The 25,760-nt window shown below is 49.1% G+C and carries 26 protein-coding genes and 2 pseudogenes; 7 read left to right on the forward strand and 21 right to left on the reverse strand.

What is annotated here, in order from left to right; all coding sequences use genetic code 11:
• Positions 1-3 precede the first annotated feature (3 nt).
• The 10 genes from J9260_RS11150 to J9260_RS11195 all read right to left on the reverse strand — a co-directional run bounded on the left by J9260_RS11150 (position 4) and on the right by J9260_RS11195 (position 6,527).
• Positions 4-336 carry a hypothetical protein gene (locus J9260_RS11150; protein WP_210217845.1) on the reverse strand — a complete coding sequence of 111 codons (333 nt, stop codon included), beginning with the start codon at positions 334-336 and terminating at the stop codon, positions 4-6.
• A 2-nt stretch (positions 337-338) separates the two neighbouring features.
• The gene (locus tag J9260_RS11155) at positions 339-572 is read right to left on the reverse strand and encodes a helix-turn-helix transcriptional regulator (protein WP_210217846.1); all 234 of its coding nucleotides are present in this window, start codon (positions 570-572) and stop codon (positions 339-341) included.
• A 109-nt stretch (positions 573-681) separates the two neighbouring features.
• Positions 682-1,299: a hypothetical protein gene (locus J9260_RS11160; RefSeq protein ID WP_210217847.1), complete on the reverse strand. Its 618-nt coding sequence runs from the start codon at positions 1,297-1,299 to the stop codon at positions 682-684.
• Positions 1,300-1,397: 98 nt separating this feature from the next.
• Positions 1,398-1,589, reverse strand: coding sequence for a type II toxin -antitoxin system TacA 1-like antitoxin (locus J9260_RS11165; RefSeq protein ID WP_210217848.1), 192 nt, complete (start codon positions 1,587-1,589; stop codon positions 1,398-1,400).
• A 27-nt stretch (positions 1,590-1,616) separates the two neighbouring features.
• On the reverse strand, positions 1,617-1,901 hold the full coding sequence (locus J9260_RS11170; RefSeq protein WP_210217849.1) for a hypothetical protein: 285 nt from the start codon (positions 1,899-1,901) through the stop codon (positions 1,617-1,619).
• Positions 1,891-2,187: a BrnT family toxin gene (locus J9260_RS11175; RefSeq protein ID WP_246499402.1), complete on the reverse strand. Its 297-nt coding sequence runs from the start codon at positions 2,185-2,187 to the stop codon at positions 1,891-1,893. Before J9260_RS11175 ends, J9260_RS11170 begins: the two co-directional genes overlap by 11 nt.
• 38 nt (positions 2,188-2,225) lie before the next feature.
• A complete protein-coding gene (locus tag J9260_RS11180; protein WP_210217850.1) occupies positions 2,226-3,572 on the reverse strand; it encodes a tyrosine-type recombinase/integrase in 1,347 nt (448 codons plus the stop codon).
• A 418-nt stretch (positions 3,573-3,990) separates the two neighbouring features.
• Entirely contained in the window at positions 3,991-5,214 is a 1,224-nt protein-coding gene (locus tag J9260_RS11185) for a hypothetical protein (protein WP_210217851.1), read from the reverse strand.
• A 20-nt stretch (positions 5,215-5,234) separates the two neighbouring features.
• On the reverse strand, positions 5,235-5,678 hold the full coding sequence (locus J9260_RS11190; RefSeq protein ID WP_210217852.1) for a DUF3592 domain-containing protein: 444 nt from the start codon (positions 5,676-5,678) through the stop codon (positions 5,235-5,237).
• Positions 5,679-5,693: 15 nt separating this feature from the next.
• The gene (locus J9260_RS11195) at positions 5,694-6,527 is read right to left on the reverse strand and encodes a nuclear transport factor 2 family protein (protein ID WP_210217853.1); all 834 of its coding nucleotides are present in this window, start codon (positions 6,525-6,527) and stop codon (positions 5,694-5,696) included.
• A gap of 317 nt (positions 6,528-6,844) precedes the next feature.
• Between J9260_RS11195 and J9260_RS11200 the strand changes: the two genes are divergently transcribed.
• The 4 genes from J9260_RS11200 to J9260_RS11215 all read left to right on the forward strand — a co-directional run bounded on the left by J9260_RS11200 (position 6,845) and on the right by J9260_RS11215 (position 10,719).
• Positions 6,845-7,315 (forward strand): hypothetical protein, encoded by a 471-nt coding sequence (locus J9260_RS11200; RefSeq protein WP_210217854.1) that lies wholly within the window; start codon positions 6,845-6,847, stop codon positions 7,313-7,315.
• A gap of 83 nt (positions 7,316-7,398) precedes the next feature.
• A complete protein-coding gene (locus J9260_RS11205) occupies positions 7,399-8,010 on the forward strand; it encodes a hypothetical protein (RefSeq protein WP_210217855.1) in 612 nt (203 codons plus the stop codon).
• 2 nt (positions 8,011-8,012) lie between these two features.
• Complete coding sequence (locus J9260_RS11210) at positions 8,013-8,642, forward strand: tetratricopeptide repeat protein (RefSeq protein WP_210217856.1); 630 nt, start codon at positions 8,013-8,015, stop codon at positions 8,640-8,642.
• Complete coding sequence (locus J9260_RS11215) at positions 8,635-10,719, forward strand: hypothetical protein (RefSeq protein ID WP_210217857.1); 2,085 nt, start codon at positions 8,635-8,637, stop codon at positions 10,717-10,719. Before J9260_RS11210 ends, J9260_RS11215 begins: the two co-directional genes overlap by 8 nt.
• Before the next feature lie 263 nt (positions 10,720-10,982).
• Here J9260_RS11215 and J9260_RS11220 read toward each other — a convergent pair whose 3' ends face one another.
• Entirely contained in the window at positions 10,983-11,240 is a 258-nt protein-coding gene (locus tag J9260_RS11220; protein WP_210217858.1) for a transposase, read from the reverse strand.
• Between the two features lie 60 nt (positions 11,241-11,300).
• On the opposite strand from J9260_RS11220, the gene J9260_RS11225 reads away from it, so the two are divergent.
• A complete protein-coding gene (locus J9260_RS11225; RefSeq protein WP_210218710.1) occupies positions 11,301-12,512 on the forward strand; it encodes an IS256 family transposase in 1,212 nt (403 codons plus the stop codon).
• Positions 12,513-12,547: 35 nt separating this feature from the next.
• On the opposite strand, the pseudogene J9260_RS11230 reads toward J9260_RS11225, so the two are convergent.
• The 3 genes and pseudogenes from J9260_RS11230 to J9260_RS11240 all read right to left on the reverse strand — a co-directional run.
• Positions 12,548-13,540 (reverse strand): annotated as a pseudogene (locus J9260_RS11230) (IS256 family transposase); the annotation flags it as partial.
• A gap of 62 nt (positions 13,541-13,602) precedes the next feature.
• Positions 13,603-14,612 (reverse strand): annotated as a pseudogene (locus J9260_RS11235) (IS3 family transposase); the annotation flags it as partial.
• Positions 14,613-14,766: 154 nt separating this feature from the next.
• On the reverse strand, positions 14,767-15,423 hold the full coding sequence (locus J9260_RS11240) for a peptidase inhibitor family I36 protein (RefSeq protein WP_210217859.1): 657 nt from the start codon (positions 15,421-15,423) through the stop codon (positions 14,767-14,769).
• Between the two features lie 208 nt (positions 15,424-15,631).
• Here J9260_RS11240 and J9260_RS11245 point away from each other — a divergent pair, with 208 nt between their 5' ends.
• Complete coding sequence (locus tag J9260_RS11245) at positions 15,632-16,000, forward strand: hypothetical protein (protein WP_210217860.1); 369 nt, start codon at positions 15,632-15,634, stop codon at positions 15,998-16,000.
• Between the two features lie 55 nt (positions 16,001-16,055).
• Positions 16,056-18,080 carry an excinuclease ABC subunit UvrB gene (gene uvrB / locus J9260_RS11250; RefSeq protein ID WP_210217861.1) on the forward strand — a complete coding sequence of 675 codons (2,025 nt, stop codon included), beginning with the start codon at positions 16,056-16,058 and terminating at the stop codon, positions 18,078-18,080.
• Between the two features lies 1 nt (position 18,081).
• Here the strand turns inward: uvrB and J9260_RS11255 are convergent, their stop codons facing one another.
• The 7 genes from J9260_RS11255 to ccoP form a co-directional block, all read right to left on the reverse strand.
• Positions 18,082-18,498 carry a hypothetical protein gene (locus J9260_RS11255; RefSeq protein WP_246499404.1) on the reverse strand — a complete coding sequence of 139 codons (417 nt, stop codon included), beginning with the start codon at positions 18,496-18,498 and terminating at the stop codon, positions 18,082-18,084.
• 72 nt (positions 18,499-18,570) lie between these two features.
• Positions 18,571-19,476, reverse strand: a complete 906-nt coding sequence (locus tag J9260_RS11260; RefSeq protein WP_210217862.1) for a selenium metabolism-associated LysR family transcriptional regulator — start codon at positions 19,474-19,476, stop codon at positions 18,571-18,573.
• Between the two features lie 298 nt (positions 19,477-19,774).
• Positions 19,775-19,963 (reverse strand): cbb3-type cytochrome oxidase assembly protein CcoS, encoded by a 189-nt coding sequence (gene ccoS / locus J9260_RS11265; protein ID WP_210217863.1) that lies wholly within the window; start codon positions 19,961-19,963, stop codon positions 19,775-19,777.
• A 49-nt stretch (positions 19,964-20,012) separates the two neighbouring features.
• Entirely contained in the window at positions 20,013-22,424 is a 2,412-nt protein-coding gene (locus J9260_RS11270) for a heavy metal translocating P-type ATPase (protein WP_281419388.1), read from the reverse strand.
• Complete coding sequence (locus tag J9260_RS11275) at positions 22,425-23,264, reverse strand: FixH family protein (protein WP_246499411.1); 840 nt, start codon at positions 23,262-23,264, stop codon at positions 22,425-22,427.
• Between the two features lie 7 nt (positions 23,265-23,271).
• The gene (gene ccoG / locus J9260_RS11280) at positions 23,272-24,675 is read right to left on the reverse strand and encodes a cytochrome c oxidase accessory protein CcoG (RefSeq protein ID WP_210217864.1); all 1,404 of its coding nucleotides are present in this window, start codon (positions 24,673-24,675) and stop codon (positions 23,272-23,274) included.
• 135 nt (positions 24,676-24,810) lie between these two features.
• A complete protein-coding gene (ccoP, locus tag J9260_RS11285; protein ID WP_210217865.1) occupies positions 24,811-25,758 on the reverse strand; it encodes a cytochrome-c oxidase, cbb3-type subunit III in 948 nt (315 codons plus the stop codon).
• Positions 25,759-25,760: the final 2 nt, after the last annotated feature.

Here is a 25,760-nt window from a genome sequence, read left to right on the forward strand (position 1 = left end):
TAATCACACCCCCAGCGATAACCGCACACGGTCATAGTCATCAGGTAGCAAGTAATACTCACCCCATCGCACTTTGCGCCCGTCACGGTTAAGCCCACTCACCCACTCCATAGCAATATAAATGCCGCCCTTTTCGCGCTCACGCAAGCGACGGACATACTCAGGGGTATTTGTCGTGCCGATGATGCCGTCTAGTATTTTACGGCTTGTTTGACCGCGCAAAAGTTGCGACAACAAGCGATGCTCATATGGGCAAGCAATACGGATTGCGGTATTATCGGCGGGTAAATTTGTTAGGGTCGACTCTGTAGCGGGGTCGGCTTTTTTATTGTCCATTATTAACCCTCCTTTGCGGTCAAATTGTCCGACCATGCGTATAGATCACTCCACCGCCAGCCGACGCGCCCACCGCCCAAACTTACGCGCTTAGGGTATTTGCCCGCCCTCTCCCACGCAATCAATGTGGTGCGACTGGTTACGCCAGCGTGTGCTAATGCTTGGGCGATATTTGCCACGCCCGTTTTGCGGGTCGGCTGTTGTGTGACCTGATAGATAACTGCCTGATTGTCCATGACTAATCCTATGTGATTGACGATGGACACATGATTGCATTGTGCTGGGTTGGGGGCGTAACCCCCTACTTAGCAGAGGCTTACCCCCTGCTAAGCAGAGGCTTACCCCTTACATTGCAGAGGCTTTGCCCTGTAGAACCTTGTACGCCTTCTTGATCATTTTTTTTCCGAACCCTGTACCTGACTTTTCCGTGCAAAAATTAAAAAATGTTTCAGCTCCCCATTTACTACGTGGAATTTCATTACCCCTTCCGTCCAAAATCTTTGTTTCAGGGCTATGAAACTTCTCAAATAGCGGCTCTAATTTATTTATTGCATTTTCTAATTCTTTGTCACTCTTAGCTTTTCCGGCATTTGAGCTTCTATTGCTATCACGCTTTCTTATGTAATGCTTGTGTGCATTGTCTGCTGCATCAATTAGCCTATTATCTACATACCCTAACGATCCAGACTTATCCAATCCCTCTAAATCCGTCGCATGGGATAATGCTATTAACTGATTAACCATCTCATTTGCTTTATTTTCTAATGTAATAAATAAATTAACTATTTCAACATAGTCATAATTTCCACTTCCCACTCGCTCTGCAATATCAATCAAGCGAAAATAACGCTCTCTTTGTTTATTGCTATCCGGCTTTTCTGAGATTTCAACAATTTGCAGTTTTAAAAATTCACTGACAAGCTGATTTATTGCAGCTTTATTTTTAATTCGATCATCTGTCACAACACACCTTCACCGTGCAACCCTCAAAGAAGAATCCAGCATCAGGCGGTTGAAGGTATCCGCTTTTCGCCCCGTCGGGCTAGATGCTGGAAGAAACTTTAGGACTTCGTGTCAGCGTCCTTTTCAGCATGGTATGCACACCATGCCTTTTTCAGTTCTGCACTTGGTTCAGGAGGATTCTCTAACACCCCTATGAATGCCTCCCAGTCTGTTGCATTCAGCGTAAAAGGTGCTCCAAGGTCGTGCGTTGGGTCACTGCCTATCGGGTTATCTATCATCGTAATACCCATTCTAAAACCTCCTCAATCATGGCGGGTTCACCCATGCGCGGCTTCATTCAATGCTTCAGTAATCACCGATTCACTCACACCATGCCGCTTTAGGCTGGATACAAGAGCGGTCACAGCGTCGTTATCCAGCCGTTCAAGGTCACGCCGCAACCCTTGCCCCACATACGCTTTCAATAAGCCCTGATAGCCGTTAAAGCCCAATACGGGAGCAATACGCTTTAGGTCTTCCAGCACATCAACGGGCATTCTTAGCGTGATGGTGGTCATAGGTCGATCTTTGCTTAGGCGCGTTTTCAGTTGTTCAATCTTCATAATATCGCTGTTCCTGCTTAGTGGCTTTTCGTGCGGATATGAGCCTAATACGGTCATCTTCTATCTGGATATTCACCACAAACAACAGATTCCAAGATTTATCCATGCCTATGATTGCATCCCTGTTTTCGTCGTTGCGGCTTGCATCCACCATTCTTAGAAATGGGTCAAAGAATGCTTGTGCAGCTTGTTCAAAAGCTATGCCGTCGTGTCGGTGCTTGTTGGCGTTGGCTTTGTCGGCATTCCAAACAAAAGTAATCCCGTTTAGGGCGTAGATCACATCCATGATTTATAGTCTCTTGTATTTAATTTGTAAATACGAATTTATGCACCAACTACCCGCAACTGCACCACGTTTGCTTGTGGTAAATCTGCAAGGATGTTTTGCAAATACGCATCCCACACCGCCATCGTGCGCCGTTTTTCGGCAAGGTAGTTGTAACGGTCATAATGCTTACTTGAAACATCGGTGAGCGCGTGATTCTGGAAGCGGTCACGATCTTCTTTACTGATACCCGCCGCCCCCATGAGTGTTTTCACGGTACGTCGAATATCTTTAGGCACAAATGGATTCATTCCGGTACGTTTACAAATGCGGTTCACTGCCCTGCTGATTGTGTGGTATCCCATATCATCGGCACTATCGCCTTTTATCTTTCCGAACAGTGCGCCGCTGGTGCTGGTATCACATAGCCGCTCTTGCAGCAGAGGAAGTGCAACTTCACCAAACGGCACAACGTGAGTTGTCCCATTCTTTGTATCGCGCAAGGTCACGTATTGATTTTGCATATCCACATCATCGGCATGAAGCCCTAGTATTTCTTCAACACGTTGACCGCCCAAAGCAAATAGCAAGCGAATTGCCGCCGCCGTTTTTGGATGCAAGCCGTAATTGTCGAGCAAATCCCAAAGCTGTTTTACTTCTTCGCCCGATAATGCCCTATCCCGTGCGTGAGTGTGCTTGTCAGGCTTCGGCACATCGCGCACGGGGTTTGTGCTGATACCAAAGCGTAACGCCTCAAAATGCCGTTTAGCGTCGTTATCCCATTCGATACCAAAGGCAAAAGCTGCACTTAGGTATGCACGAACTTTGTTTGCCATCGTCATTTTTTCGCGCGTGATGATCGCAGCCAATACCGCCCTAATGTCAGTTGGTGAAATGTCTTTTGCTTTGGTGGTGGCTGGAATGGCGGCATAGACGTTATTGTTTAGGCATTGTTCAACATCAGCCCATGAACGCTTTCCCTGCACTTTCATGTCAGCGACATAAGCATTAAGCAACTGCTGAATATTGCCCATAGCGGACTCACGTTTAAGCCGGTCAAGTTCGGCACGTCGAGCCGCGTTTTCTTGTACTAGCCTTTCATCACGGATTATTTGCGGGTCTCTACCCTCTTCATGGATGCGCTTTGCGTCGGCATACACGGCATAGGCTTCTTTCAGGGATAAACCGCCATTTTTGGCTTGCCCGTCACGATCTACGCCGTAATAGCTGCCTAGAGTCATAACACGTTGCTTATTGGCTATCGGTTCGCGGTACAGGTAAATGAATGTGACTTTGCCGCCCGATGAAACTTGCACCCCAAAGCCTGCCCTCTGCTTGCCTTCAAATTGTCGATAGGGTTTTTCTTTCGGGGTGAGTGAATCGAGAAGTTTGATTGTGAATGCCATGTGACTAAACCGCCGTTATTGCCTAGTTCACATCATTGTATTTCTTAGTCACGCGCTTAGTCACGCGATTTGCTGGCTAGGATTGAATCTAATTGTGCATTATTGGACACGCTGAAATGACCTTAACCCGCTGTAACCCGCATTCTTGCGTGACTTGGCTTGTCCATTGCCGTTCAATGTAAGTCATTGATTTAGTCATTCCACATCACTCATAATGATGGGGTCCCTAGTTCGAATCTAGGTGTAGCCACCAAAGAATTCAAAGGGTTGCATCCTAACAGGTGCAGCCCTTTTTCGTTTTAGTAGTTTTTTTGACTTTCTTAGTCACGCAACGTGTTTGCTATACCTACTCAGCAACGGACAACCAAGTTTTCAGTGAGCCTTGGTGTGCGGGGTAAGTCTCTTGAAAGCCATACCCCTACCTCACCATACAATCGAGTGTATCACTCCTGATACGGGCAATGTCATTGGCGACATTTTTCCACGCATCTGCCAGATGTTTTTCCTTGTTAGCAGCAACTTCACGCACCTTTGCCAAAAAATCGAAGCGGGCAGCAAGATACTCCGCCATCGCCTGCTCACGGGCGTTATCGTTCGTACCGGGGAAATATTTAATCAGATCGGTTTTCACTTTTTCCCAACTGCCGACATGGGTGCTGGCATCTTTTAAAACTTCGACAGGTGAATCGTTCGGGCGTTGGGTACGCTCCGCAGCATAGGCATCATAGAGCTTACCTTTGAGCTTTGGCAGCAGTGCTTTTTCATTAATACCGTTGGAGAGACGGTAAGCTTTTTGCGAAAGCCGCACCAACGTCCCGAACAATCCCGGCAAACCTTTTGCCAGCGTATCCGTTACCCGTTGTTTTGTACCGCCAGAACCGCCTATGCTTTTGGCTGACTCCAGCCAGTTTGGATCAAAATCATCTGCTGTGGCGGCTTCTATCGCCACTTCCACCATGTGCTGTTGGTAAGCAGCGGTTTCGATTCGCCCCTTGATTTCCGCATTATCCGGTTTCTTGAGCTTGGCAAACGTTTCCTCGAAGCATTTGCGGGCAAGCGGCCCTTCGGCCTGTCCAAGCTGTTTCCATAGTGCGGATTTGGTTTGCTGGTCGCCGAAGCCATCATCAGGTACTCCGTCGAGAATGCGCCATGTTGCGAGCATAGGGGCGGAGGGCTGTTGCTCTGTTTTGCCAACCAAGATTGCGCATTTTGCACTCGCTCCTGTCCATGTGAGTGTCCCCGGAGCGGAAGTACCGCTGCCATGTCCGCTATCGTCCAGTTCCAATTTGAAACCGTCCTGCGAAGTTGCAGTGGCTGAACAGGCTTCTGCTGAATAGCGCGTCGTTCCTACCCCCATCAACTCAACGTTGCCCCCGTTGACCGTCCCATCAAGGGCAAAGGACATTTTTACCTGACCTTCTGGAATTGTTATGCTGCCATCACAATGGATGGACTTGCCGGAAAGTGAGCAGGTATGGACAATTTTGTAGGCATCTTGCCCGTTTTCCCATGTAACCAGTTCGATAAGGCCATTTTCAGGAAAAACGGCACTCCCTGCAAATGCGGGCATGGAAACCGCGTGAAGCAGCGTTACCGCCAACCCCACAATCCTGCCACCTGAGATAATTACGTTGTATTGCATAGGTGTACCCTGACTATCCTTCAAATAAGCAGTGTCAGCAAGCCAGCGACGATAAAGACACCACCCATGATCCAGAAAACTTTATTGGACGTTGCAGCACTTCTTTCAAGCACCGCATCACTGGGCTTAGCGGGATTGTAAAACACTTCAACTGCCGAACCGATGGCGTACTGAAGAACCACTTTCCGTGCTGCGGCTTCGCTGCTAGAGCCAGCAATGCCAAAGGCAATGCGTTTTCCGGTATATGACTGATTGGCGACGGTGTATTCATATTCCACCTTTGGCTGATAAGTCGTTGGGCTATCGTCCGAATCAAAACTTGCCAGCATCGACGATGTAATTACGCCGCGTGTAGAAAGCCACGCCAGACTTTCCTCTGCACGTTTGGCATTCCTTTTTGCTAAGAAAAGAAATAGTATGCCTAATAATATAAATGGCAAACCAATGATAATATTGATGGGCATGATACTTTCTCCTATTTATTTTATCAGTGCATTAAACATAACCAGTTTCCATTCGCCACCTTCATAAATATACCCCTGCTCAAAATTAACGCGCTTGGGTTTAGTTGGGTAGTAACCTTTAAGGGAAATCATCCCATTTTCATCAGCTTTCACCCCATCTTCGATAGTGGGTTCCAAATTATCCAGAATACTCAAATCAGCTTCCGCCTTAATATAACTGCCATAGATTTCATTGAGGTCTTTAACAGATGCTTGGTCTCGCCACATTTTTGCAATGCCTTTGCGAAAATGATCCATACTTTTAGCATTAATAGAAATGGCAAAATCATGCATAGATTGACTCACCAAGGCAATTTGCTCAGCCTTGCTGGGGATACTAGAAGTAGCATCACTAGGTGGCGCAGCAGTTCTCGTAGTTTCCTCTCCCACATCACTGACTGACTGTAAGCCAGCGGCTTGTTTTTGAATGGAGTAAATCTTCCACGCATCATTTTCTTTGGTAAACGTCATTTCGATGGGGACAGTGCCACCACTTTCTGTGGTGACGGAGCCACTCAGTTTACCTTGTCCGTTTTCAACGCTGCGTTCAGACCAACTGCTGTCTTTGTAGTTGAGGATTGCGCCTTTTGACAAAAAATCGCTCAACGCAGCTTCGTCGGTGCTGGCTTTAAAATCTTCAGCAAGATAGCTGTGGGCTCTGGCGATATTCTTTTCTTTTACCGCTTGGAAAAACTCATCTGCCACATCCACAATGCCAGAGGTCGAATAGAATGCAATCACCAATATCAAGATTATAAATACAACAACACCACCGATTATTTTAAGCAGAATGCTAAAAAAACGTTTCATGACTTTTACTCCCTAATCTTCATTAGTCATAAATTATTGCCTACTAAAGCACCGGGTAGCACAAAAACTCACACTAAACACTTTAGTCTTCCATTGCATCTACAGTATTCATAATAGGTCGTTTGTACGTGGTTTCTATTGACAAGCGTCAAGCATCTTTTGATAATCCCAAGTTTGCCAAAAAATCCTACCTAGCTTATTTACAGAGTTTGGTACTAGACTACGTGTGCCAGCGTAATGAACGTGACCCTACAAAACATGATACATATGAAAGTCTGGCAAATTGTTTTCTGAAATCAGGCTGAAAGGAGAAAACCATGTTACGTAAACCCCTTGCCGTGCTGGCACTTGCGCTTGCCATCCCGGTCTTTGCTTCCGGCTACACGAACTACTGCAACAGCCGTTACGGATTCTGCGTCGATTACCCAGCCAATTTCGGCATGGAGCCAGCCCCCGTCAACAATGACGGGCGGGTTTTCTATGATGGTGAAGGCTTCCGTATGACTGCCAGCGGCATCAACAATGTGCTCGACGGCACAGTGAAAAGCGAGATGAAAAGCCGAGAAGACGATTTCGACAACGTTACCTACCGTAAGCAGCAAGACAACTGGTATGCCCTGTCAGGCTACAAGGACGACAATATCTTGTACGTCAAAAGCTGGGTAGGCAGCGACGCAATCAACAGCCTCTACCTGCAATACCCTACCGCCATGAAAGACGAATACGATGAAACCGTCAAACACCTGGTGAAATCGTTCATCCCCGGCGATTTGGAAGAGAGTCATTAATCCGCATTCATAACGGACTTTGATATTCGTCATCATCAGACCACTGTCACGGTGTTAGGCTGATCCGTTAGAGGTTTAATAACATGAACAATCAGCCGACCCCAGAACTCCGTTGGGAACATAATGTTGCCCTGCTGACCAATCGTTTTGTCCTGTTTGATCTTTTCAAGATCATGAGCATCACCTACGCGCTCATTGTCGTGCTGTTTTCATTGCTCGGCTTGTTCACCGGGGAAATGGGACTTGGCTGGCAAATGGCACAAGTATTCGCCGTCGTTGTACCGCTCATCGCACTTAGCCTGATGTTCATTATGCTGGTGTTTTACGTCAACCGTATGCCAATACGTTACACCCTCAACAGCAAGGGCGTTACTTCAGAAATCCTCGGCAAACGCTCCCGCTGGGCTAACCGGACGAGCATCGTGCTCGGCCTGCTCAGTGCTAACCCCACGGTTGCAGGAGCCAGCCTACTGGCAAAATCGAGGGAAACGACTTTCTACCACTGGCGAGACCTGCATAAAGCGGCCTACTACCCCGATGCACACACCATCACCCTGTTTAACGGCTGGCGTTCTGTCGCACGTCTGCATTGCACACCCGAACAATACCCGGAAGTTGCAGAAGCGGTCAGGGAATGCCTGCTAACCGGGGCAGCCGATCGCGACAAGACCAACAGCAAGCAAGCGAGGGCATAAACATGTTGCGCAGCAATCTTCTGACTTCCATCATCCTGTTGGGGGCTTTCGCCATTTCTCCGGTGCTGGCTTCGGAGCTGGATGAAGCCAAAGCGGCCTACGATGCAGCCTTCGAGCGCTACACCCAACTGGTCACGACTGATGCTGGTGCGGGTGATGTGCTTCAGGCACTGGAGGAATACAAACAGGCTCACATCCGCTACATGACGCTGAGTAATTCCGCCCGCCATCCCCCTGAACCTCAAACGGCAAGCGAAGCGGGCAGCCTCGACACCAGCGGTATTGAAGGCATTGTCAGTATTGACGGAGACCCCACAACAGCGCCCCAATCAGCGCCAGCGGATAAAACTGCCCTGGAAAAACAGGCGCAAGCAGGCAACCCGCAAGCCATGGAAGTACTCGCGCTCACGTATCAATCCAGCTACAGCGGGCAGGCTGACCCATACCGCGCCATTGAACTGCTCAAGCAAGCCGCCAAGGCAGGCGATGCCAACGCCATGGTTGCGCTGGCTGAGGAATACGAATCAGGCTTATGGATCAAACAGGACAACAACAAAGCCAACACCCTGCGCACACAAGCTGCCAAACTGGGTTCCCGTCTGGCTGAATGGGAGCTGGAAAGTCATGAATAAACTTAAGTGGATCATCCCGTTACTGTGTATTGCACCCAGTATCCTGCAACCGGCTTGCGCCATCGAAAGCAAAACTGAGCTGGAATACGCCCAACAGGTAGTGGTGCGCGACACCAACAAGGCCATTACCAAGAAACTCGCCAAGGCCGCCACCTATATTGCCGAACTGGACAACCCCGAACTCAAACAAAAAGCCATGGAACAGATCAGGGAAGCCCTGCTGACACTGGAAAACAACCCCCAGGCTGCGGATCAATTTGTCGAAGGCATCAAGCGCATGTCCCAATCAGGGGCTGACAAATTGAAACAACTCGTACAGAACAAACGGGTACAGGCGTTTGCCCAGGTTGTACTGGACGAAAGCAGTTCCAGCCTGCATGGTGCCAGCGAAAGCAGCCTGAAAAAACTGATCGGACTGAGTGACGACGGCATCGATCAGGCAGGCAAACAAACGCTGAATACCCTCAGTGAAATCGACGCAATCGTGGCGAACAAGGGCAAAGTTCCGGCCCAACTCACCGAAAAGCTCACGGATGCCATCAAGCAATTGCCACCAAGTCGGGCGCAAGCGGCCCGTAAACTGGTCGCCGACAAACTCAAAGGCGCATGGCAACCCATCCGCGAACACATTGGCACCGCTGTTGATGGCGGCTTTGTGCTTTGGGATGCCTACAATATCGTCGTCAGCGAAGACAGCGCCGCCGAAAAAGCCGCGAAAGCGACCGGCACTGCGGTTGGTTACGGGCTGGAGGCCAGCGGCGGCCTCGCCATTCAGGCACTGGGCGGCGGTTTCCTGCACGGGCTGGTACTCAGTTGGTCGGCGGGCAAAGTGAACGAGCTGGTTGCCGAAATCATCCTGCTGCAACAGGATCGCGCCAATGCAGCCGAAAAAGAACGCTGGGCTGACATCGAACTGCGCATGGATGTCATCCGTGGCATGATCAGGGTCGACGAACTGATCAAGGCAGGTGAACTGCAAAAAGCCAGCAACTACCTCGCCAAAGTGCAACAGTTTTACTTCAAACACCAGATGCCCGGCGATGGCCTGTACGAAAAAATGCAGGAGCTGGAACACAACATCGACAATGCCGGGCGACTGCAACAAGCCAACGCGATCATTGCCGAAGCCCGTATTCCTTACATGGCAGGCTTCCAGTGGGTTCGTCAGGGGCGCAACCTGACACAGGCCCTGACCTATGTGGAAGATGCCCGGCAAATCCTGAAACAATCCCTGCGCGATTACCCCGAACTCAAAACCACGCTGGAAAAAGTCGAAGCCTTACAAGCGTTCATCAACAAGCTGATCAACAACGCCAGTCCGCTTGGCAAACTGGCTGTCGATGGCCCGGATACCGTCAAGGCTGGCGCACACGAAACCTATGAGATCAGTGTCAGCGGCGGGATCCCCGACTACATCACAACCAATATCGAAGGGCTGGCTCTACCCACTGGTGCGCTCGCCTATTGGCAGGCTCCCGACGAACCCGGCAAAACTACCGTTACTTTCAAGATCAAGGACAATATCGGGCAAACCGCCAGCGTCGAAAAACAAATCACCGTCATTGGCGACGTTCCTGTTGCAACTATAACAGCTGCATACAATTCGTGTGAAACTAGCCGATTCCATGCAAAAATTGACACCGATGAGTTTAGTTTTATTTTGTTAACACCAGATGAAGTCTATATTGAAGCTGAAAAATCAATTGGAAAAAGCCTAACGCAAGAACAAAGGAATAAAATAATTGATGGAAGAAAAGGTGATTTTACTAGAAATACTTCTTATTACCAATCCATAATGCCTCCTTCATGTTTCAAACTTGTTTCTAATCAAAAGCTAATGATTATTTGGGATGGGGAATATATAGACCATACTAATGGAAAGAGAAAGTATTATGTCAGAGGTTATCAACAAAAGCCAACAGAGAAATCAGATGAAAAAAAATTGGATAAAACTAAAGAAGAAGAAAATCTAAAAGAAGGTTGGAAGAAAGCAATGAAGAAAGCTGATTCGATATGGGAAAAGGAAGCTGAAAAGGAAAGAGAATATATTAAAAAAAGAAGACAAGAGAACAAATAAAAATGGAGACTGTAAACCAAACTGTGTAACTGATCTACCCCATCAAAAATGGACACATCAAGAAGCGAGCTGTTGGTAAAAATCTGCCTCAAAGTCTACCGAGTCTGTCAAATAAACTGTGTAACACGTTTTTCATAGGGCGGAGAGCGGAACCCGCTCTTCACCGAACATAAGTAAAAAAGTCTGCAAAGCGGGTTTCCAGTGGTGAATGACCGACCACTTTTGCGAGGCGAGTCTGTCAAATAAACTGTGTAACACGTTTTTCATAGGGCGGAGAGCGGAACCCGCTCTTCACCGAACATAAGTAAAAAAGTCTGCAAAGCGGGTTTCCAGTGGTGAATGACCGACCACTTTTGCGAGGCTTCGCGTACCGCCAAATACAGGCTTTTGAGGGCTGAACTGTCATTGGGAAAGATGCGCCGGTTGCGGGTAAACTTGCGCAAACTCATGTTCAGGGATTCAATCGCATTGGTGGTGTAAATCACTTTGCGGATCTCCGGCTGGAAGAGACTGTAAACCAAACTGTGTAACTGCTCTGATAGGCTACCCTAATGCGGGTAACGATGAGAGAGTACGACACAATGGAACAGGCACAACTCCAAGCTCTAGCCAAAGACTTGGCAAAAAGCATCAAGACGGAAGCAGACCTCAAGCAACTATCGCAACTCCTGCTGAAGATGACGGTAGAGGCTGCTTTAAACGCGGAATTGGATGACCATCTAGGGTATGACCGCCATGCGAAAACCCCAGAGGTAGGGAACAGCCGTAACGGTTACATGAGCAAGCTGCTGAAAAGCGACCAAGGCACGGTTGAAATCCAAACCCCGCGTGACCGTGATGGCAGTTTCAGCCCGCAACTGGTGAAGAAAAACCAAACCCGCTTCACCAAGATGGATGACCAAATCCTGTACCTGTATGCCAAAGGCATGAGTACGCGTGAAATCGTGGATTGCTTCCAAGAGCTGTACGGGGCAGAGGTTTCCCCGACCTTGGTATCCAGTGTCACGGCATCGGTGTTGGATCAGGTGACAACATGGCAATCCCGCCCGTTAGACCCGGTCTACCCGATTGTCTACCTTGATGCGATGGTGATGAAAATCCGCAAGGGAAAACAAGTGGTTAACCAATCAGTCTACCTTGCATTGGCGGTCAACTTGCAAGGGCATAAAGAACTGTTGGGGCTATGGCTGTCCGAAAATGAAGGTGCGAAATTCTGGTTAGGCGTTTTGACTGAACTGCAAAATCGGGGTGTCCAGGACATCCTGATTGCCTGCGTGGATGGGCTGACAGGCTTCCCCGATGCCATCAATGCGGTGTTCCCCAAAACTGACATCCAACTTTGCATCGTCCACATGGTACGCAACTCCTTGAAATTCGTGGCATGGAAAGATTACAAAGCCGTCACCACCGACCTCAAGGACATCTACCAAGCCAGCACCGAAGACCAAGGGAAACTCGCCCTCCAGCAGTTTGGTGAACGCTGGAATGACAAATACCCACAAATCAGCCGTTCGTGGCTCAACCACTGGGAAAACCTCAACACCTTCTTTGCTTACCCTGCGGACATCCGCAAAGCCATCTACACCACTAACGCCATCGAATCCCTCAACAGCGTGGTGCGCAAGGCGGTGAACAAGCGCAAGGTATTTACTAACGAAGATGCTGCCAAAAAAGTGGTTTTCCTTGCCATTGAACAGGCTTCGCGCAAATGGACGATGCCCATCCATAACTGGAAATCGGCACTCAACCGCTTTATGCTCCTGTTTGAAGACAGGCTCAAAGACTTTGTTTGATTTATGAGCAAAACGCAGTTACACAGATTTCTTTACAGTCTCGGCTGGAACTGGAAAAACGGGATGACATTCGCCCAGTTACCGCGCCATAGACGCACGACTGCTTTGTATTTGTTACCCCATTCGGTGTCGAGGGCTTCCAGTTCGTGTTCGGCTTCTTCAGCAGTGCTGGACTGGTAAATGCGCTTGAGGGCAGCGACCACACCTTTGGTATCCTTGGCGGTGACGTAGCGCAAGCTGGCGCGAACCATGTGTACCATGCACAACTGGGTCAGCGTTTTGGGGAAGACCGCGTTGACGGCTTCAGGCAAGCCGTTTAAGCCATCCATGCACGCCACGTAGATGTCTTGTACGCCCCGGTGGCGTAGTTCCGTCAAGACCGATAACCAGAACTTGGCACCTTCATTTTCTGCCAACCAGATGCCCAACACGTCCTTTTCACCGCGTAAGTTGACCGCCAATACCACATGGGCTGATTTATTGATGACCTGCTTATCTTGTTGAACTTTAACGACAATCCCATCGAGCCAGACAATCGGGTAGATATTATCCAGTGCTCGCGTCTGCCACGCTTTAGCTTCGCCCTGAACGGCTTCGGTTACTTCCGCGATCAGCGTATGCGAGATGTCCACCCCGTACAGGCGTTTGATCGTGTCTTCGATGTCGCGGGTGGTCATGCCTTTGGCGTACAGCGTCAGGATGTGTTCTTCCATCCCTGCTAACCGTATTTGGCGTTTTTGTATCAACTTCGGCTCAAAGCTGCCATCACGGTCACGCGGTGTCTCTACCTGCAACTCACCAAATTCGCCTTTGATGGTCTTGTTGCCTTTGCCGTTACGGGTATTGCTGCGCCGTTGCCCGGCTTCGCTACGCTCACCCTTGTCGTAGTTTAGGTGCACATCCAATTCGGCTTCCAAGCTGCGGTTGATCATCCGCTGCAAGAGCTGGCTGTAAAGGTTTTTGACATCAGCAGGCGTTTTGCAATCGCTGAGTAAGTCATCCATGAGTTTCGGGTCGAGGCGTTCCATGTTACTGCTCCTTCTTGGGATTCACGTTATATAGCAGTTACACAGTTCAGTTTACAGTCTCCCTTCAGTGAGTGGACAAAGCTTTCGGCACAGGCATTGTCATAGCAGTTGCCTTTGGCACTCATGCTGCCCTGTAACTGGTGTTTTTCCAACAGTTCGCGATAGGCATGTGAGCAATATTGGCTGCCACGGTCGGAATGCACGATCACTCCTTTGGGGCGTTTGCGTTTGAAAATAGCCATTTGCAGGGCATCACACACTAGGTCAGCGGTCATCCGTTCGGACATTGACCAGCCAATCACCTGACGGGAGTACAGGTCAAGGATGACGGCCAGATATAACCAACCGGCTTCTGTCCACAGGTAGGTGATGTCACCGACCCATTTCTGGTTAGGGGCTGTTGTACTAAAGTCCTGATTTAACAGATTATCAAACACTGGCAAGTTGTGCTTGCTGTAGGTGGTTGCCTTGAACTTACGGGCGGCTTTGGCAACCAGACGTTGACGTTGCAAGCTGGCAGCGACCGTTTTCAGGTTGTAGTGCTGCTGATCATTCTGTTGGATTTGCTGCTGGATACGCTTGGCACCGTAACGGCATTTGTGCCGTTCAAACAATGCTTTGACGCGGTTATCCAATTGTTGGCGTTGTCCGGCACGTTGGCTGGGTTTGCGCTGTAACCATGCATAGTAACCGCTGCGCGAGACACCAAAACACGCACACATCCCGTCAATAGAATACTCAACCCGATGATTTTTCATGTATTCGTACCTCGCTTGAGTTGTTGAGCGAAGTACGTCGCCGCATTTTTTAGGATCGACAACTCCTCCGCCTGCTGGGCGAGTTGACGTTTCAGGCGGACGTTTTCGGCTGCCAAGGCCGCTTCACGGTCACTCGCCGTTTTAGCGTGTTCACTGTCTTTGCGCCAAGCGTACAGTTGCGATTCGTGTAAACCTAATTGCTTGGCTGCCTTGGCTATGCCTAGATCGGCTGCCAGTTTCAGGGCTTCGCCCTTGTATTCCTGGCTGTGCCGTATGTACGTGGCTTTTTTGCCGGATGCTTTCGTCGTGGTCATTCAAGTACCTCTCTGTCGGGGGGAGAATACTCGCTTTTAGTACTGTCCACTATTTGCGGGGTAGATCACTTTCGTGCCATGCAATCGCAGTGGCGGACACCCTACCCAACAGGTAAGTGTCCACACTGTTACGATTACGTTCTTTAGTGGCGGCTTAACGGCACGCGCATTCTGCTGAGGAAATGCGGTCGTTCCAATGTTCACCCACGAAATTATAATCCCCTTCCAGAAACACTTTGCTGCGTCCCGTGAGATTATCGCGGCTGTAAACCGTCAGACTGCATCCGACAGGGACTTTAACGGAAGATGTTTGATCATTCATCCCATAACCCAAGTCGCCGTAGCTATTATTGGGACTCAACTGCAACTCACCGCCGCCAAAATCCATTTCACGGTATAAGCGACAGGCTTGAAGAGCGGGTGGTGGCGGACGATGCCAGCCATGACGATTATCGCGCCGATGATGACCACCCGCTTCGGGCGGCGGCGGTGGGCAAGTACACATTGCCGACGATGCTTGGTTATCCCACAGGCTGCCTAAATAGTGGGTAGAAGCGTTGATTACCTTACTGTCACCGCGAAAATTTGCATCGGAATACAATGTCAGCTTGCAATTATTGCTCACGTCCACCGAAGAAGTGCGGTTATCCCAACGCGCTCCCAAGTTGCCTAAACGTTCCCCTGCTCCCAAGGAACGTGGATCACCACGTAAAGCGGAATAATCATACAATGTGCAATCTGCATACACCTGCGCACTCGCGAACAACCATGCGGCTGCCAACACAACTCCCGTTGCAATTTTCGTTTTCATTGATTTGCTTCCTCGTATTTCACATGACAACTCACCACAACCTTGTGGCCTACCTGCTTTGACCTTAAGAAAAGCACAAGTTCAGCGCGTATTCAGTTTTTTCGCAAGCCCGTTCATAACCTGAGATTTATCAACATGCCAAGCGGCATGGCAGCGTAACCTAAAATCGTGAGGGAGCGTTTTCCCCCGTGGTGACAGGAGTTTCAAAATGAAAGCCTTACGTTGGTCGTTGTTACATTTGGTACTGATCGCGCCGCTGTGCATTGCAGAGCCTGCCCCCGTTTTACCGGGCGAAGGTGTTGGTGTGGACATGAGCCAGCCTGCGGAAAAGATCTTGCGAGCGGAAGCGTGGGAACTGCAAATTTGGTATCGCGCCAAAGGCAGTCGCAGTGAGGGGCAGCACGGTGTGTTGTTGCGTGACGGTAATGCGGTAAAAGGTAGCACCGTGGGCGAGGAAATGGACACCGCACTCGGTAAAATGAAGTATTACGGTACTCAACCCGGCGTACTGTGGAACCCCAGTGGCTGGCATTTCGCCGACAAAAGCTTGATCAAACCATCCAGTTTTTGCCCATAAGTCACGGATCAGCTCTCCCGTGTTAAGATAGGTGCATCTGAAACGGGAGAGTGCCATGCCGGAAGCAGACAGCTTTTATTTGAATACCCAATACCAGCCTGCGGGTGATCAGCCGCAAGCCATACGTTCCTTGGTGGAGGGTTTGCAAGATGGCTTGGTGCATCAAACCCTGCTGGGGGTAACGGGGTCGGGCAAGACTTTTACGATGGCGAATATCATCCAGCAAACCCAGCGTCCGGCGATTATTTTGGCGCACAATAAAACGCTGGCGGCGCAGCTTTACGGCGAAATGAAGGAGTTTTTCCCGCAAAACTCGGTGGAATATTTCGTCTCGTATTACGATTATTACCAACCTGAAGCCTATGTGCCGTCCAAAGATATATACATTGAAAAAGATTCGGCGGTAAACGATCACATTGAACAAATGCGCCTATCTGCTACCCGTAATTTATTCGAGCGCAAAGATGTCATTATTGTGGCTACGGTATCGGCGATTTACGGCTTGGGCGACCCCGAATCTTATTTGAAAATGCTGCTGATTTTGGTGCGCGGTGACAAGATTGATCAGCGCACCTTGTTGCGTCGCCTTGCGGAAATGCAATACACCCGCAATGATCTGGATCTGCAACGCGGCACATTTCGGGTACGTGGCGAAGTCATCGACATTCATCCGGCGGAATCCGATAAAGAAGCCATTCGGATTGAATTGTTTGACGACGAAATCGAAAACCTGAGCTATTTTGACCCGCTGACCGGCGAAGTGTTACGGCGCGTACCACGCCTGACGGTTTACCCCAAAACCCATTACGTCACCCCACGTGAAGTATTGCTTGCTGCGGTTGAACACATCAAAGTCGAACTCAAAGACCGCCTGAATACCTTACGCGATAACGACCGTCTGGTGGAGGCGCAACGCCTCGAACAACGCACCCAGTACGACATCGAAATGATCATGGAAACGGGTTATTGTTCCGGCATTGAAAACTACTCACGCTACCTGTCAAAACGCCCTGCGGGTTCGCCGCCACCGTGTTTGTTTGACTACTTGCCGAAAAATGCCATCGTGTTTGTGGACGAATCGCACGTCACCATTCCGCAATTTGGCGGGATGTATAAAGGCGACCGTTCCCGTAAGGAAACGCTGGTGGAATACGGTTTTCGGCTGCCTTCCGCACTGGATAATCGCCCGCTGCGCTTCGATGAATTTGAGCAATTGATTCCGCAAGCGATTCACGTCTCGGCAACGCCGGGCGCGTATGAAATGGAGCATTCCGATAACGTCGCCGAACAGGTGGTTCGTCCTACCGGGCTGGTTGACCCGCAGGTAGAAATTCGCCCAGTATTGTCACAAGTCGATGATGCCATGTCGGAAATCACTCTTCGCGCCCAACGCAATGAACGGGTGTTAGTCACCACCCTCACCAAACGCATGGCGGAAGATTTAACCGATTACCTGATGGAACATGGCATCAAGGTGCGTTACCTGCACTCCGACATTGACACGGTGGAACGAGTAGAAATCATCCGAGATTTGCGCAAAGGTGAGTTCGACGTGCTGGTGGGCATCAATTTATTACGCGAAGGCTTGGACATTCCCGAAGTATCCTTGGTAGCCATTTTGGACGCTGACAAGGAAGGTTTTTTGCGTTCTGAACGTTCGTTAATCCAAACCATCGGGCGTGCAGCACGAAACGCTGAAGGTCGGGCGATTTTGTATGCCGACAAAATCACCGAATCCATGCGTAAAGCCATCGGTGAAACCCAACGTCGACGCGACAAACAACTCGCCCACAACGCCTTAAACGGCATTACCCCGCAAACCATCCGCAAACGCATTGCCGATGTCATGGAAGGAGCTTACGCGAATGCCACACGCGGCAAAGGCAAAACCCGTGCCGATAAAAAAGTCGCGGAAGAGGCGGCAGAATACCGCAGCTTAACCCCTGATCAGGCACTGAAACAGCTCAAAAAACTCGAAGAGAAAATGTTCCAGCACGCCAAAAATCTGGAGTTTGAACAAGCCGCAGCAGTACGCGATCAAATTGCCCAGATTCGGGCGCGGGTGTTTGGGTTAGCTTAAATCAAGTATTGTCCGCAGGTGGTAGAGACGCAAGATTTTGCGTCTCTACAAATTCGGCCTTCAAGCTAGCGTAATGCTTAGCAAACATCGCTTCCAACTCGTCAATAACCGCCGGAGCCGTTTTGCCGTGAATCACGTGCGCAGTCATTAAGCTGGAGGTTTCATTCAACAAACGATCACGCTCAATCATGGGATAAGTGTTAGTTAAACGTTTAATTGCCTTGACCACACTTTCCTGTTCAGGACGTTCAATCGCTTCAGGCTCAGGAAATACTGTCATTGGCGGGTCATTGCTACTGGGATCATTAGCGAGGAATTCAGCAAAGCGCATCAAAGTGACTTGATCTTGCGGGTTCATGGCGCGATACCATTTACGCAAACGCTTTTCTTCGGCAGAACCGCCGGATTGTTGAGGCATACCGGGTAACATCATAACTCCCTGATTAGCGGTAATAGGCTAAAAATCAGGGAGCATGTTAACAATAAACGCTTAGTCCTTCGCGTGTTTTTCGCAATAACTGCGGGCAAACTCCAACAGCTCTTCCATCGCACGGACTTTGAACTTCTGGCGTTGGCGCACAAAGGAGAAGTCGCGTGACAGTGGCGGATCTAGCGGAATGGATACCAATGACCCCAGCTTCAGCTCTTTGGTGATGCTGGCACTGGAAACAATGGTAAGACCCATGCCAGCCTCAACCGCACCTTTTACCGCTTCAGGGCTGCCTAATTCCAAGCACGTATTCATCGCGTGCTTATCCATTCCTAAGCTGTACAAGTAGTCGAGGATAACCTCGCGAGTACCAGAGCCTTCCTCACGGCAAATGAACGGATAATTCAAAATGTCTTTGAGTTTAATGCTCTCATTCTTAGCTAACTCGTGCTTAGGCGGCACAATCAACACCAGTTCGTCTTGACGGCATACTTCGACCAACAAGTTTTTATTGTTGACCAAGCCCTCAACCACGCCCAAATCAATGATGTTATTTTCCACCATCGACACAATCCCTTCGGTGTTGGAAACGCGCAAGCGCAACCGCACATCCGGGTTTTTGGAGTTGAATTCACCCAATAACGCGGGCAGCATATACTCAGAAATGGTGGTACTCGCCCCAATGGTCAAGGAACCACTGATGTCATCCGTCATTTCACGAATGGCATTTTCCATCTCGGCGTATTGCTCAAAGATTTTTTCCGCATACTCAAACACAATGCGCCCTGCTTCCGTCAGGGAAACGCGATTGTGGGTGCGGTCAAATAAACGGGTGTCAAACTGTTCTTCCAGTTGACGAATTTGGAACGTCACCGCAGGCTGCGTCATGTGCAGTACTTCTGCCGCCTTGGTAAAGCTCAACAGCCTAGCGACTGCGTGAAAGACTTGTAATCTTCTGTCCGACATACGGCTACCTATACTCCTTAATCAACGTCATCCAGCCCAAGGAACCCCGACAGCAATCATCTGTGCTTTTATACGCCTGAATTTCCTCGCCGGTCTTCCATTACCGGATATTCCACCCAAATCTACCGACTAAAAACACTTGTTCATCTAGCATTGTGATATTACGTGTTTGTTCCACATTCAAGGATAGAACAATTCCTGAAGTATGCCCGCCTATGCCTACAATATACTCAGAAAATTAGACAGAGCGTAGTAATAAGCGTATTAACCGGCATATTATGGCGTTGAAGATTAATAATTAATCAGATTCTTTTTCAGTATTTTTCTTTGCACCCGGAATACGCGGGTCGTCATCGTCCATTAATATACGGTGGGCGGGGCCTTCTAAATCATCGTACTGCCCGCTTTTAACGGTATAAATAAACGCCACTACCACCACTATCATAACGCCGAGTGCAATCGGAATTAACATATACAAAGCATCCATTAGCTACTCACCCATCAAGAAGAAGGAAGTTGATTATACGGCTAAACGCTTAATTTTTCAGGCGTAACGCATTTAAAACCACGACGAGGGAACTGGCTGACATGCCAATTGCAGCCATCCAAGGGGCGATAACACCACTGGCGGCCAAAGGTATTGCGATTAAATTGTACAAAATTGTCCAAGCAAAATTTTGCTTGATAATGACCTGCATCCGCCGTGCGGTTTTAACGGCAAACGGTAACTGATGCAGATTTTCGGACAGTAACACCATATCCGCACTGGCTTGCGCTAACTGTGAACCGCTGCCCATCGCAATCGACACCTGCGCACCTGCCAACACCGGGGCATCATTCACCCCGTCACCGACCATCGCTACCACTGCACCTTGCGCTTGTTGCTGTTTCAGGTAAGTCAGTTTGCCATCGGGCAACTGCCCACCTAGCGCGTGAGGAATAGCTAACTGCTGCGCAACGTGCTCAACCAAAGCCGGGGCATCGCCGCTTAACAGGGTCACATCAATGCCCAAAGCACGCAGTTCCTGAATCACATTGGCGGCATCTTTGCGTAATTCATCGGCTAAACCGATACGTGCCAACCAACCTTCTTCAGAACCGAGGAAAATTTCCGAACGTTCCGAATGCGCAGATTGCCCCGCATTTTCCGGTAAAGCCACACCCACCAATTCGCGTACAAACGCTTCCGTACCAATGCGGTAACGTTTTTGCTGGTAAATTCCTTTTACGCCACGCCCGGATTCAGCCGTCAAATTCGTAAAACTCGCCGGGTTATCACTTAGTTTTGTTACGGCTCGTGCCACCGGATGTTCTGACGCGCTTTCCAAACCCGCTGCGACGTGCTTACAAAAACTGCTGGTTGCATTGCCCAAGGTTTTAAAATCGGTCACTTCCAGATGCCCATAGGACAGCGTGCCGGTTTTATCAAAAATCATGTGATTAATACGGGCAAGCGTTTCCAGCGCGTGTCCGCGTGTGGTGAGCACACCTTTGGAAGTCAGCAGGCCGGTAGCCGCCGTTAACGCGGCCGGGGTTGCCAACGAAAATGCGCACGGGCAAGTAATGACCAACACCGACAATGCGATCCAGAACGCTTCATCCGGGGCGTGTTGATACCACCAAGCAAATACCGCTGTCGCTGTCACCAAAATAATCGGCACAAACCGCGAAGCTACTTTTTCTGCAAGTCGCGCCAGTTCCGGTTTTTCTGCCTGCGCACGCTCCAGCAAGCGGATAATCGAGGCCAATACGGTGTTATCGCCGACTTTTTCCACTTGCATGGTTAAGGGGCTTTCGATATTTACCGTGCCGCCCACCAAGGTGTCACCCGTATGTTTTTGGCAAGGCAAACTTTCACCAGTCAAAAGCGATTCGTTGGTGCTGCTCGTGCCATCAATAACGAGACCATCCGCCGGGACTACTTCACCGGGCTTGATTAGCACGTAATCGCCGCGCTCCAGTTGACTCACCGGAATCACTTCTTGCACACCGTCACGCACCCGTGTAGCGGTAGCAGGCATCAAGCGCACCAATTCTTCCGCCACCTGCCCTGCTTTGTGACGAGCCGCCATTTCTAAATAACGCCCACTCAGCAGGAAAAACGTAAACATGGTGACGGAATCAAAATACACTTCCCCACCATTAGTTAATGTCGCCCACACACTGGCACTAAAGGCAATCCCAATCGCGAGTGACACGGGTACATCCATGCCAAAACGTCCGCGCCGCAAATCACGCCATGCCGAAGTGAAAAATACCCGTGCTGAATAAAACACCACGGGTGTGGTCATAACCAAACTAATCCAGCGTAAAAAGCCGCGCATTTCCGTATCCATATCGGAAACCGCACCAATATACATCGCCACGGCAATCATCATGACCTGCATCATGCCTAAACCGGCAATTGCAATCCGCCGTAATGCTGCTGATTTTTCTTTTTTCTGTAAGGATTCAAGACGACCGGGATCAAAAGGATGCGCGTGATAACCGATTTCAGAAACCGCTTTTAATACATCGCTCAAATGAATAATGCTGTTATCCCATTTTAAGGTAGCGCGATGCGTGGAGTAATTAATGCGGAATTCAAGAATACCAGGGAGGCGTTTAATATGATTTTCATTTAACCAGACACATGCCGCACACACGATACCTTCTAAAATCAAGGAGGCTTCGCGAATTGTCGCATCTGTGCCGCGCACAAACGATTTTTGCAACTCAACCGAATCGTAGACCTGTAATTGGCGTAAAGCGTCAGGAACTAGATCTTCGGCCTTACCACTGATTTCGGTACGAAAGCGGTAATAATCGGTTAAATTATTTTCCACAATCGCCTGCGCTACTGCCTGACAGCCAGTGCAGCACATCTCGCGGGTTTGATCGTCAATCTTTACCGCGTAATGCGCTCCCACTGGAACCGGCTGACCACAGTGAAAACAATCAGAAGACACTTATTTCACCGCCTCAATCCAAGTTTCACCTTTTACTTCATGGAACTCTTCACCACGACTAATCGTCAGCACCATATTCCATAAACCGGGGGCGGCTAAACTCACGGGCATTTCGTAATAACCGGGCACGGTTTCCTGTAACTGAAATTGCTGATCCAACGCTTTATTCGCAGGGCGCAGGAAAGACAATTGTACCTTACCACCCGTCACTGGTTGATCCGCTTTATCGGTTACTTTAATCCGAAACATACTCGGCTGATTGATGTAGGGTTTGGTTAACCAACCTTCGCCAATTTTCCAACCGCGCTCAGTTTGGGTTTTAAGCTGTGACAGGTAATTATTGTACTGATCGTATTTTTTCTGGAAATTGTTTGAGACTGTGCCGGGGAAGCTGGAAGTGACATTGACGGCACTTTCGCGGCGCGGTTCAGGCAAAAACTGACGAATAAATTCAGCACTCGCACCCTTGTTTGCCAAGGTAATAATGGTTGCATCCACGGTTGCCAAGATCACGAAAAACCCTGCAATCGTTAATGGAACCCAGTGGAAACGGCGTTTTTTGCCATTAGCATCAACGGATGCAGGCTGCGCATCACCGTTACCAGCAATAATACCGGGCAACGCTGCTGCCATCGTGAAAAAGCCAAAGTGGATAGCGAACACATCCAACCCCGCCCAATTCATCGCAGCCAGCGGGATGTAGATACTTTGTACGATCAGGATGCTCAACAAGGCAGCCAAGCGACCTGCCCAACCGAATCCTTTGTGAAAGATAAAAAACAAGGCGGACGATGCAAATACGCCCACCCCTAGTGTCAGCAATAAGCTTTGATTTTCCATTCAACCATCACGGTGTAATAAAGTGCGAAGGAATGATCACAGCCTCTTTAACCTTGCCTTCCAACGGCGTGAGCCTGAACTGGAATTCGCGGTTTTTCTGTGTATCACCGGGCAGCTTATTATAACGGACTTTTGCCAGAATGCGTATGCTGGTGTCTGGCTTAAGCTGAATATCGCTGAATTGCCCTAAATCCAATTCCGCGCCGGGGAAATTATCCAACACCAATTGATAACGCGCCGCTTCCATCGCTTTGTTATTCACTTTCACTTCAAAACTGTTTTGAATACGACCGTCGGATAACTGCACAAATAATGGACTACGGATTTGTACGGCGGTGGCTTCCAGCAATTTACTGCTGCCGATACTCCATACCAGATATACCGTGGCTAATAATGTCGCCAAACCGTAACCTACAGTACGCAATTTCAAAATCTGGGTTTTCTTGCCTTCCAAACCGTGTTCAGAGGTGTAACGAATCAAACCGCGTTTCCAGCCCTGTTTATCCATAATACCGTCGCAGGCATCAATGCATAACGCGCAGTGAATACAACCGATTTGCAAACCTTTACGAATATCCACACCTGTTGGGCAAACCTGCACACACAAGCCGCAATCAACGCAATCACCATGCCCCGCCGACTGACGCACTTGCTGGTCACGCATCTCTTTAATGGGTTTCACACGCCCTGCACTACCTTCACCACGATTCATATCGTAGGAAACAATGATGGTATCCTGGTCAAACATGACGCTTTGGAAACGTGAATACGGGCACATATGTAAGCACACATACTCTTTCGCCCACCCGGCAGTGAGGTAGGTCGTCGTCATCAGAATAATCGCCGTGCCGTACATGGCTGACGGTGCAGTACCGGTAAAGAATGCGGTGGTCAATTCAAAGGCATCACCCCAATACAAAGCGAAACTGATACCTGTCCATAAAGCCAGCATCAACCATGAAAGATGCGTTAAACCCTTTTTCAGGAGTTTCTCTGCATTCCAGGGTTGCTTATCCAAACGTAAACGCGCTACACGATCACCTTGAATAAACTTTTCAAAAAAGCGGAAAGCGTCTGTCCATAACGTTTGGAAACAAAAATAACCACAGAAAACACGCCCAAACAATGTGGTAACAAAGAACAATAAAACCGCTGCCAAAAATAGCAAAGCCGTTAACCAGAAAATATCCTGAGCGTGCATAACCAAATCAAACATGTAATAACGCCGACCCGGAATATCAAACAAAATTGCCTGATCAGGGCCTACTGCACGCTCCCAACGCACCCACGGCAATAAGAAAAATACAGCATAGGCAAATACTAAAATAGCCGTTTTAGCATTACGGAAACGCCCTTCAACCGAGCGCGGTTGCAGAGTAGATTTAGGTTCAATAACTGATTCGGTCTTCATAATTCGTGGTTATCCCATCACGCTTTTCATCTGGCACATCATACGGTAGTTTATGCCTTTTACCTTGCGTATGCTCAAAATAACGCAAAAAGGCCGGGAATCCCGGCCTTTTTAGCATCATCGACAATAGCAAGTTTACTGTGTTGCTGCTGCGGATGACATTTGCTTGATGTAAGCAGTCAATACTTTGATTTCAGTATCGGAAAGGTTACGACCATCCGCACCGAATACTGGCATTTGACGTTTAACACCATTGTGGATAACCGCTTTCACAGCTTCCAGCTTAGCTTCTGGGGTTTCAGCCGCTGGCAGATTCGCAATCGTCCAGACTTTATCAGTCAGGTTTGCTGAACCTTGAGCGTGCAGACCTTTACCTTCTTTGGTGTGGCACATATAGCAACCGCCAGTCTCACCTTGGAAGATTTTTTGACCTTCAGCCGCTGCTGCCGCATCAACCGTTTCACCGGACATGCTCAACACGTAGTTAGCAACCTGACCCAGTTGGGTATTGTCTAACACGTTGCTGTAAGCAGGCATATAACCCAAACGACCGTTACGGATAGTGGTTTCGATCGTTGTGGTATCGCCGCCCCACAACCAGTCATCATCCACTAAGTTAGGGAATTGACCGACAACACCCTGACCACCTGCCTGATGGCAAGCCGCACAGTTGTCACCGAACATGCCCACGCCGTAAGAACGCACGAAAGAAGACATATCAGCGTCAGAGGCGATTTGCTCATAAGAAGCCGCGCCTACCTTGTCCAAATATTCTTTCTGCTTCAGTGCTGCTTCACCGTTTTGCATATCGTGAGCCAACAGCGCACGCATGTTCCAGTGAGTAGACTTTTCTTCGCCTGCATCGGTTTTATAGGTAATTTCATTACCCACACCTTTCAGGTAAGTCTTGCCAATCGGCCAAGACGGGTACATAACCCAATAAGTAATTGCGAAAATGATCGTGCCGTAGAATGTCCACAACCACCAGCGTGGCAGCGGGTTGTTAAATTCTTGCAGCGTATCATCCCAAACGTGCCCGGTAGTTTCCGCGCCGGTTAACGGGTCTTTTACAGGAGTAGCCATAA

Origin of the sequence: Thiothrix unzii (assembly GCF_017901175.1) — a bacterium.
GTDB lineage: Bacteria > Pseudomonadota > Gammaproteobacteria > Thiotrichales > Thiotrichaceae > Thiothrix > Thiothrix unzii.

Bases quoted from the DNA above. Each gene is read 5' to 3' on its own strand.
- J9260_RS11180 (WP_210217850.1), bottom strand. From the start codon at position 3,572: ATGGCATTCACAATCAAACTTCTCGATTCACTCACCCCGAAAGAAAAA.
- J9260_RS11260 (WP_210217862.1), bottom strand. From the start codon at position 19,476: ATGTCGGACAGAAGATTACAAGTCTTTCACGCAGTCGCTAGGCTGTTG.
- J9260_RS11225 (WP_210218710.1), top strand. From the start codon at position 11,301: ATGGAACAGGCACAACTCCAAGCTCTAGCCAAAGACTTGGCAAAAAGC.
- J9260_RS11210 (WP_210217856.1), top strand. From the start codon at position 8,013: ATGTTGCGCAGCAATCTTCTGACTTCCATCATCCTGTTGGGGGCTTTC.
- ccoG (WP_210217864.1), bottom strand. From the start codon at position 24,675: ATGAAGACCGAATCAGTTATTGAACCTAAATCTACTCTGCAACCGCGC.
- J9260_RS11215 (WP_210217857.1), top strand. From the start codon at position 8,635: ATGAATAAACTTAAGTGGATCATCCCGTTACTGTGTATTGCACCCAGT.
- J9260_RS11150 (WP_210217845.1), bottom strand. From the start codon at position 336: ATGGACAATAAAAAAGCCGACCCCGCTACAGAGTCGACCCTAACAAAT.
- J9260_RS11155 (WP_210217846.1), bottom strand. From the start codon at position 572: ATGGACAATCAGGCAGTTATCTATCAGGTCACACAACAGCCGACCCGC.
- J9260_RS11275 (WP_246499411.1), bottom strand. From the start codon at position 23,264: ATGGAAAATCAAAGCTTATTGCTGACACTAGGGGTGGGCGTATTTGCA.
- J9260_RS11240 (WP_210217859.1), bottom strand. From the start codon at position 15,423: ATGAAAACGAAAATTGCAACGGGAGTTGTGTTGGCAGCCGCATGGTTG.
- J9260_RS11165 (WP_210217848.1), bottom strand. From the start codon at position 1,589: ATGGGTATTACGATGATAGATAACCCGATAGGCAGTGACCCAACGCAC.
- J9260_RS11175 (WP_246499402.1), bottom strand. From the start codon at position 2,187: ATGGATGTGATCTACGCCCTAAACGGGATTACTTTTGTTTGGAATGCC.
- J9260_RS11245 (WP_210217860.1), top strand. From the start codon at position 15,632: ATGAAAGCCTTACGTTGGTCGTTGTTACATTTGGTACTGATCGCGCCG.
- uvrB (WP_210217861.1), top strand. From the start codon at position 16,056: ATGCCGGAAGCAGACAGCTTTTATTTGAATACCCAATACCAGCCTGCG.
- J9260_RS11170 (WP_210217849.1), bottom strand. From the start codon at position 1,901: ATGAAGATTGAACAACTGAAAACGCGCCTAAGCAAAGATCGACCTATG.
- ccoS (WP_210217863.1), bottom strand. From the start codon at position 19,963: ATGGATGCTTTGTATATGTTAATTCCGATTGCACTCGGCGTTATGATA.
- J9260_RS11255 (WP_246499404.1), bottom strand. From the start codon at position 18,498: ATGCCTCAACAATCCGGCGGTTCTGCCGAAGAAAAGCGTTTGCGTAAA.
- J9260_RS11200 (WP_210217854.1), top strand. From the start codon at position 6,845: ATGTTACGTAAACCCCTTGCCGTGCTGGCACTTGCGCTTGCCATCCCG.
- J9260_RS11205 (WP_210217855.1), top strand. From the start codon at position 7,399: ATGAACAATCAGCCGACCCCAGAACTCCGTTGGGAACATAATGTTGCC.
- J9260_RS11190 (WP_210217852.1), bottom strand. From the start codon at position 5,678: ATGCCCATCAATATTATCATTGGTTTGCCATTTATATTATTAGGCATA.
- J9260_RS11185 (WP_210217851.1), bottom strand. From the start codon at position 5,214: ATGCAATACAACGTAATTATCTCAGGTGGCAGGATTGTGGGGTTGGCG.
- ccoP (WP_210217865.1), bottom strand. From the start codon at position 25,758: ATGGCTACTCCTGTAAAAGACCCGTTAACCGGCGCGGAAACTACCGGG.
- J9260_RS11195 (WP_210217853.1), bottom strand. From the start codon at position 6,527: ATGAAACGTTTTTTTAGCATTCTGCTTAAAATAATCGGTGGTGTTGTT.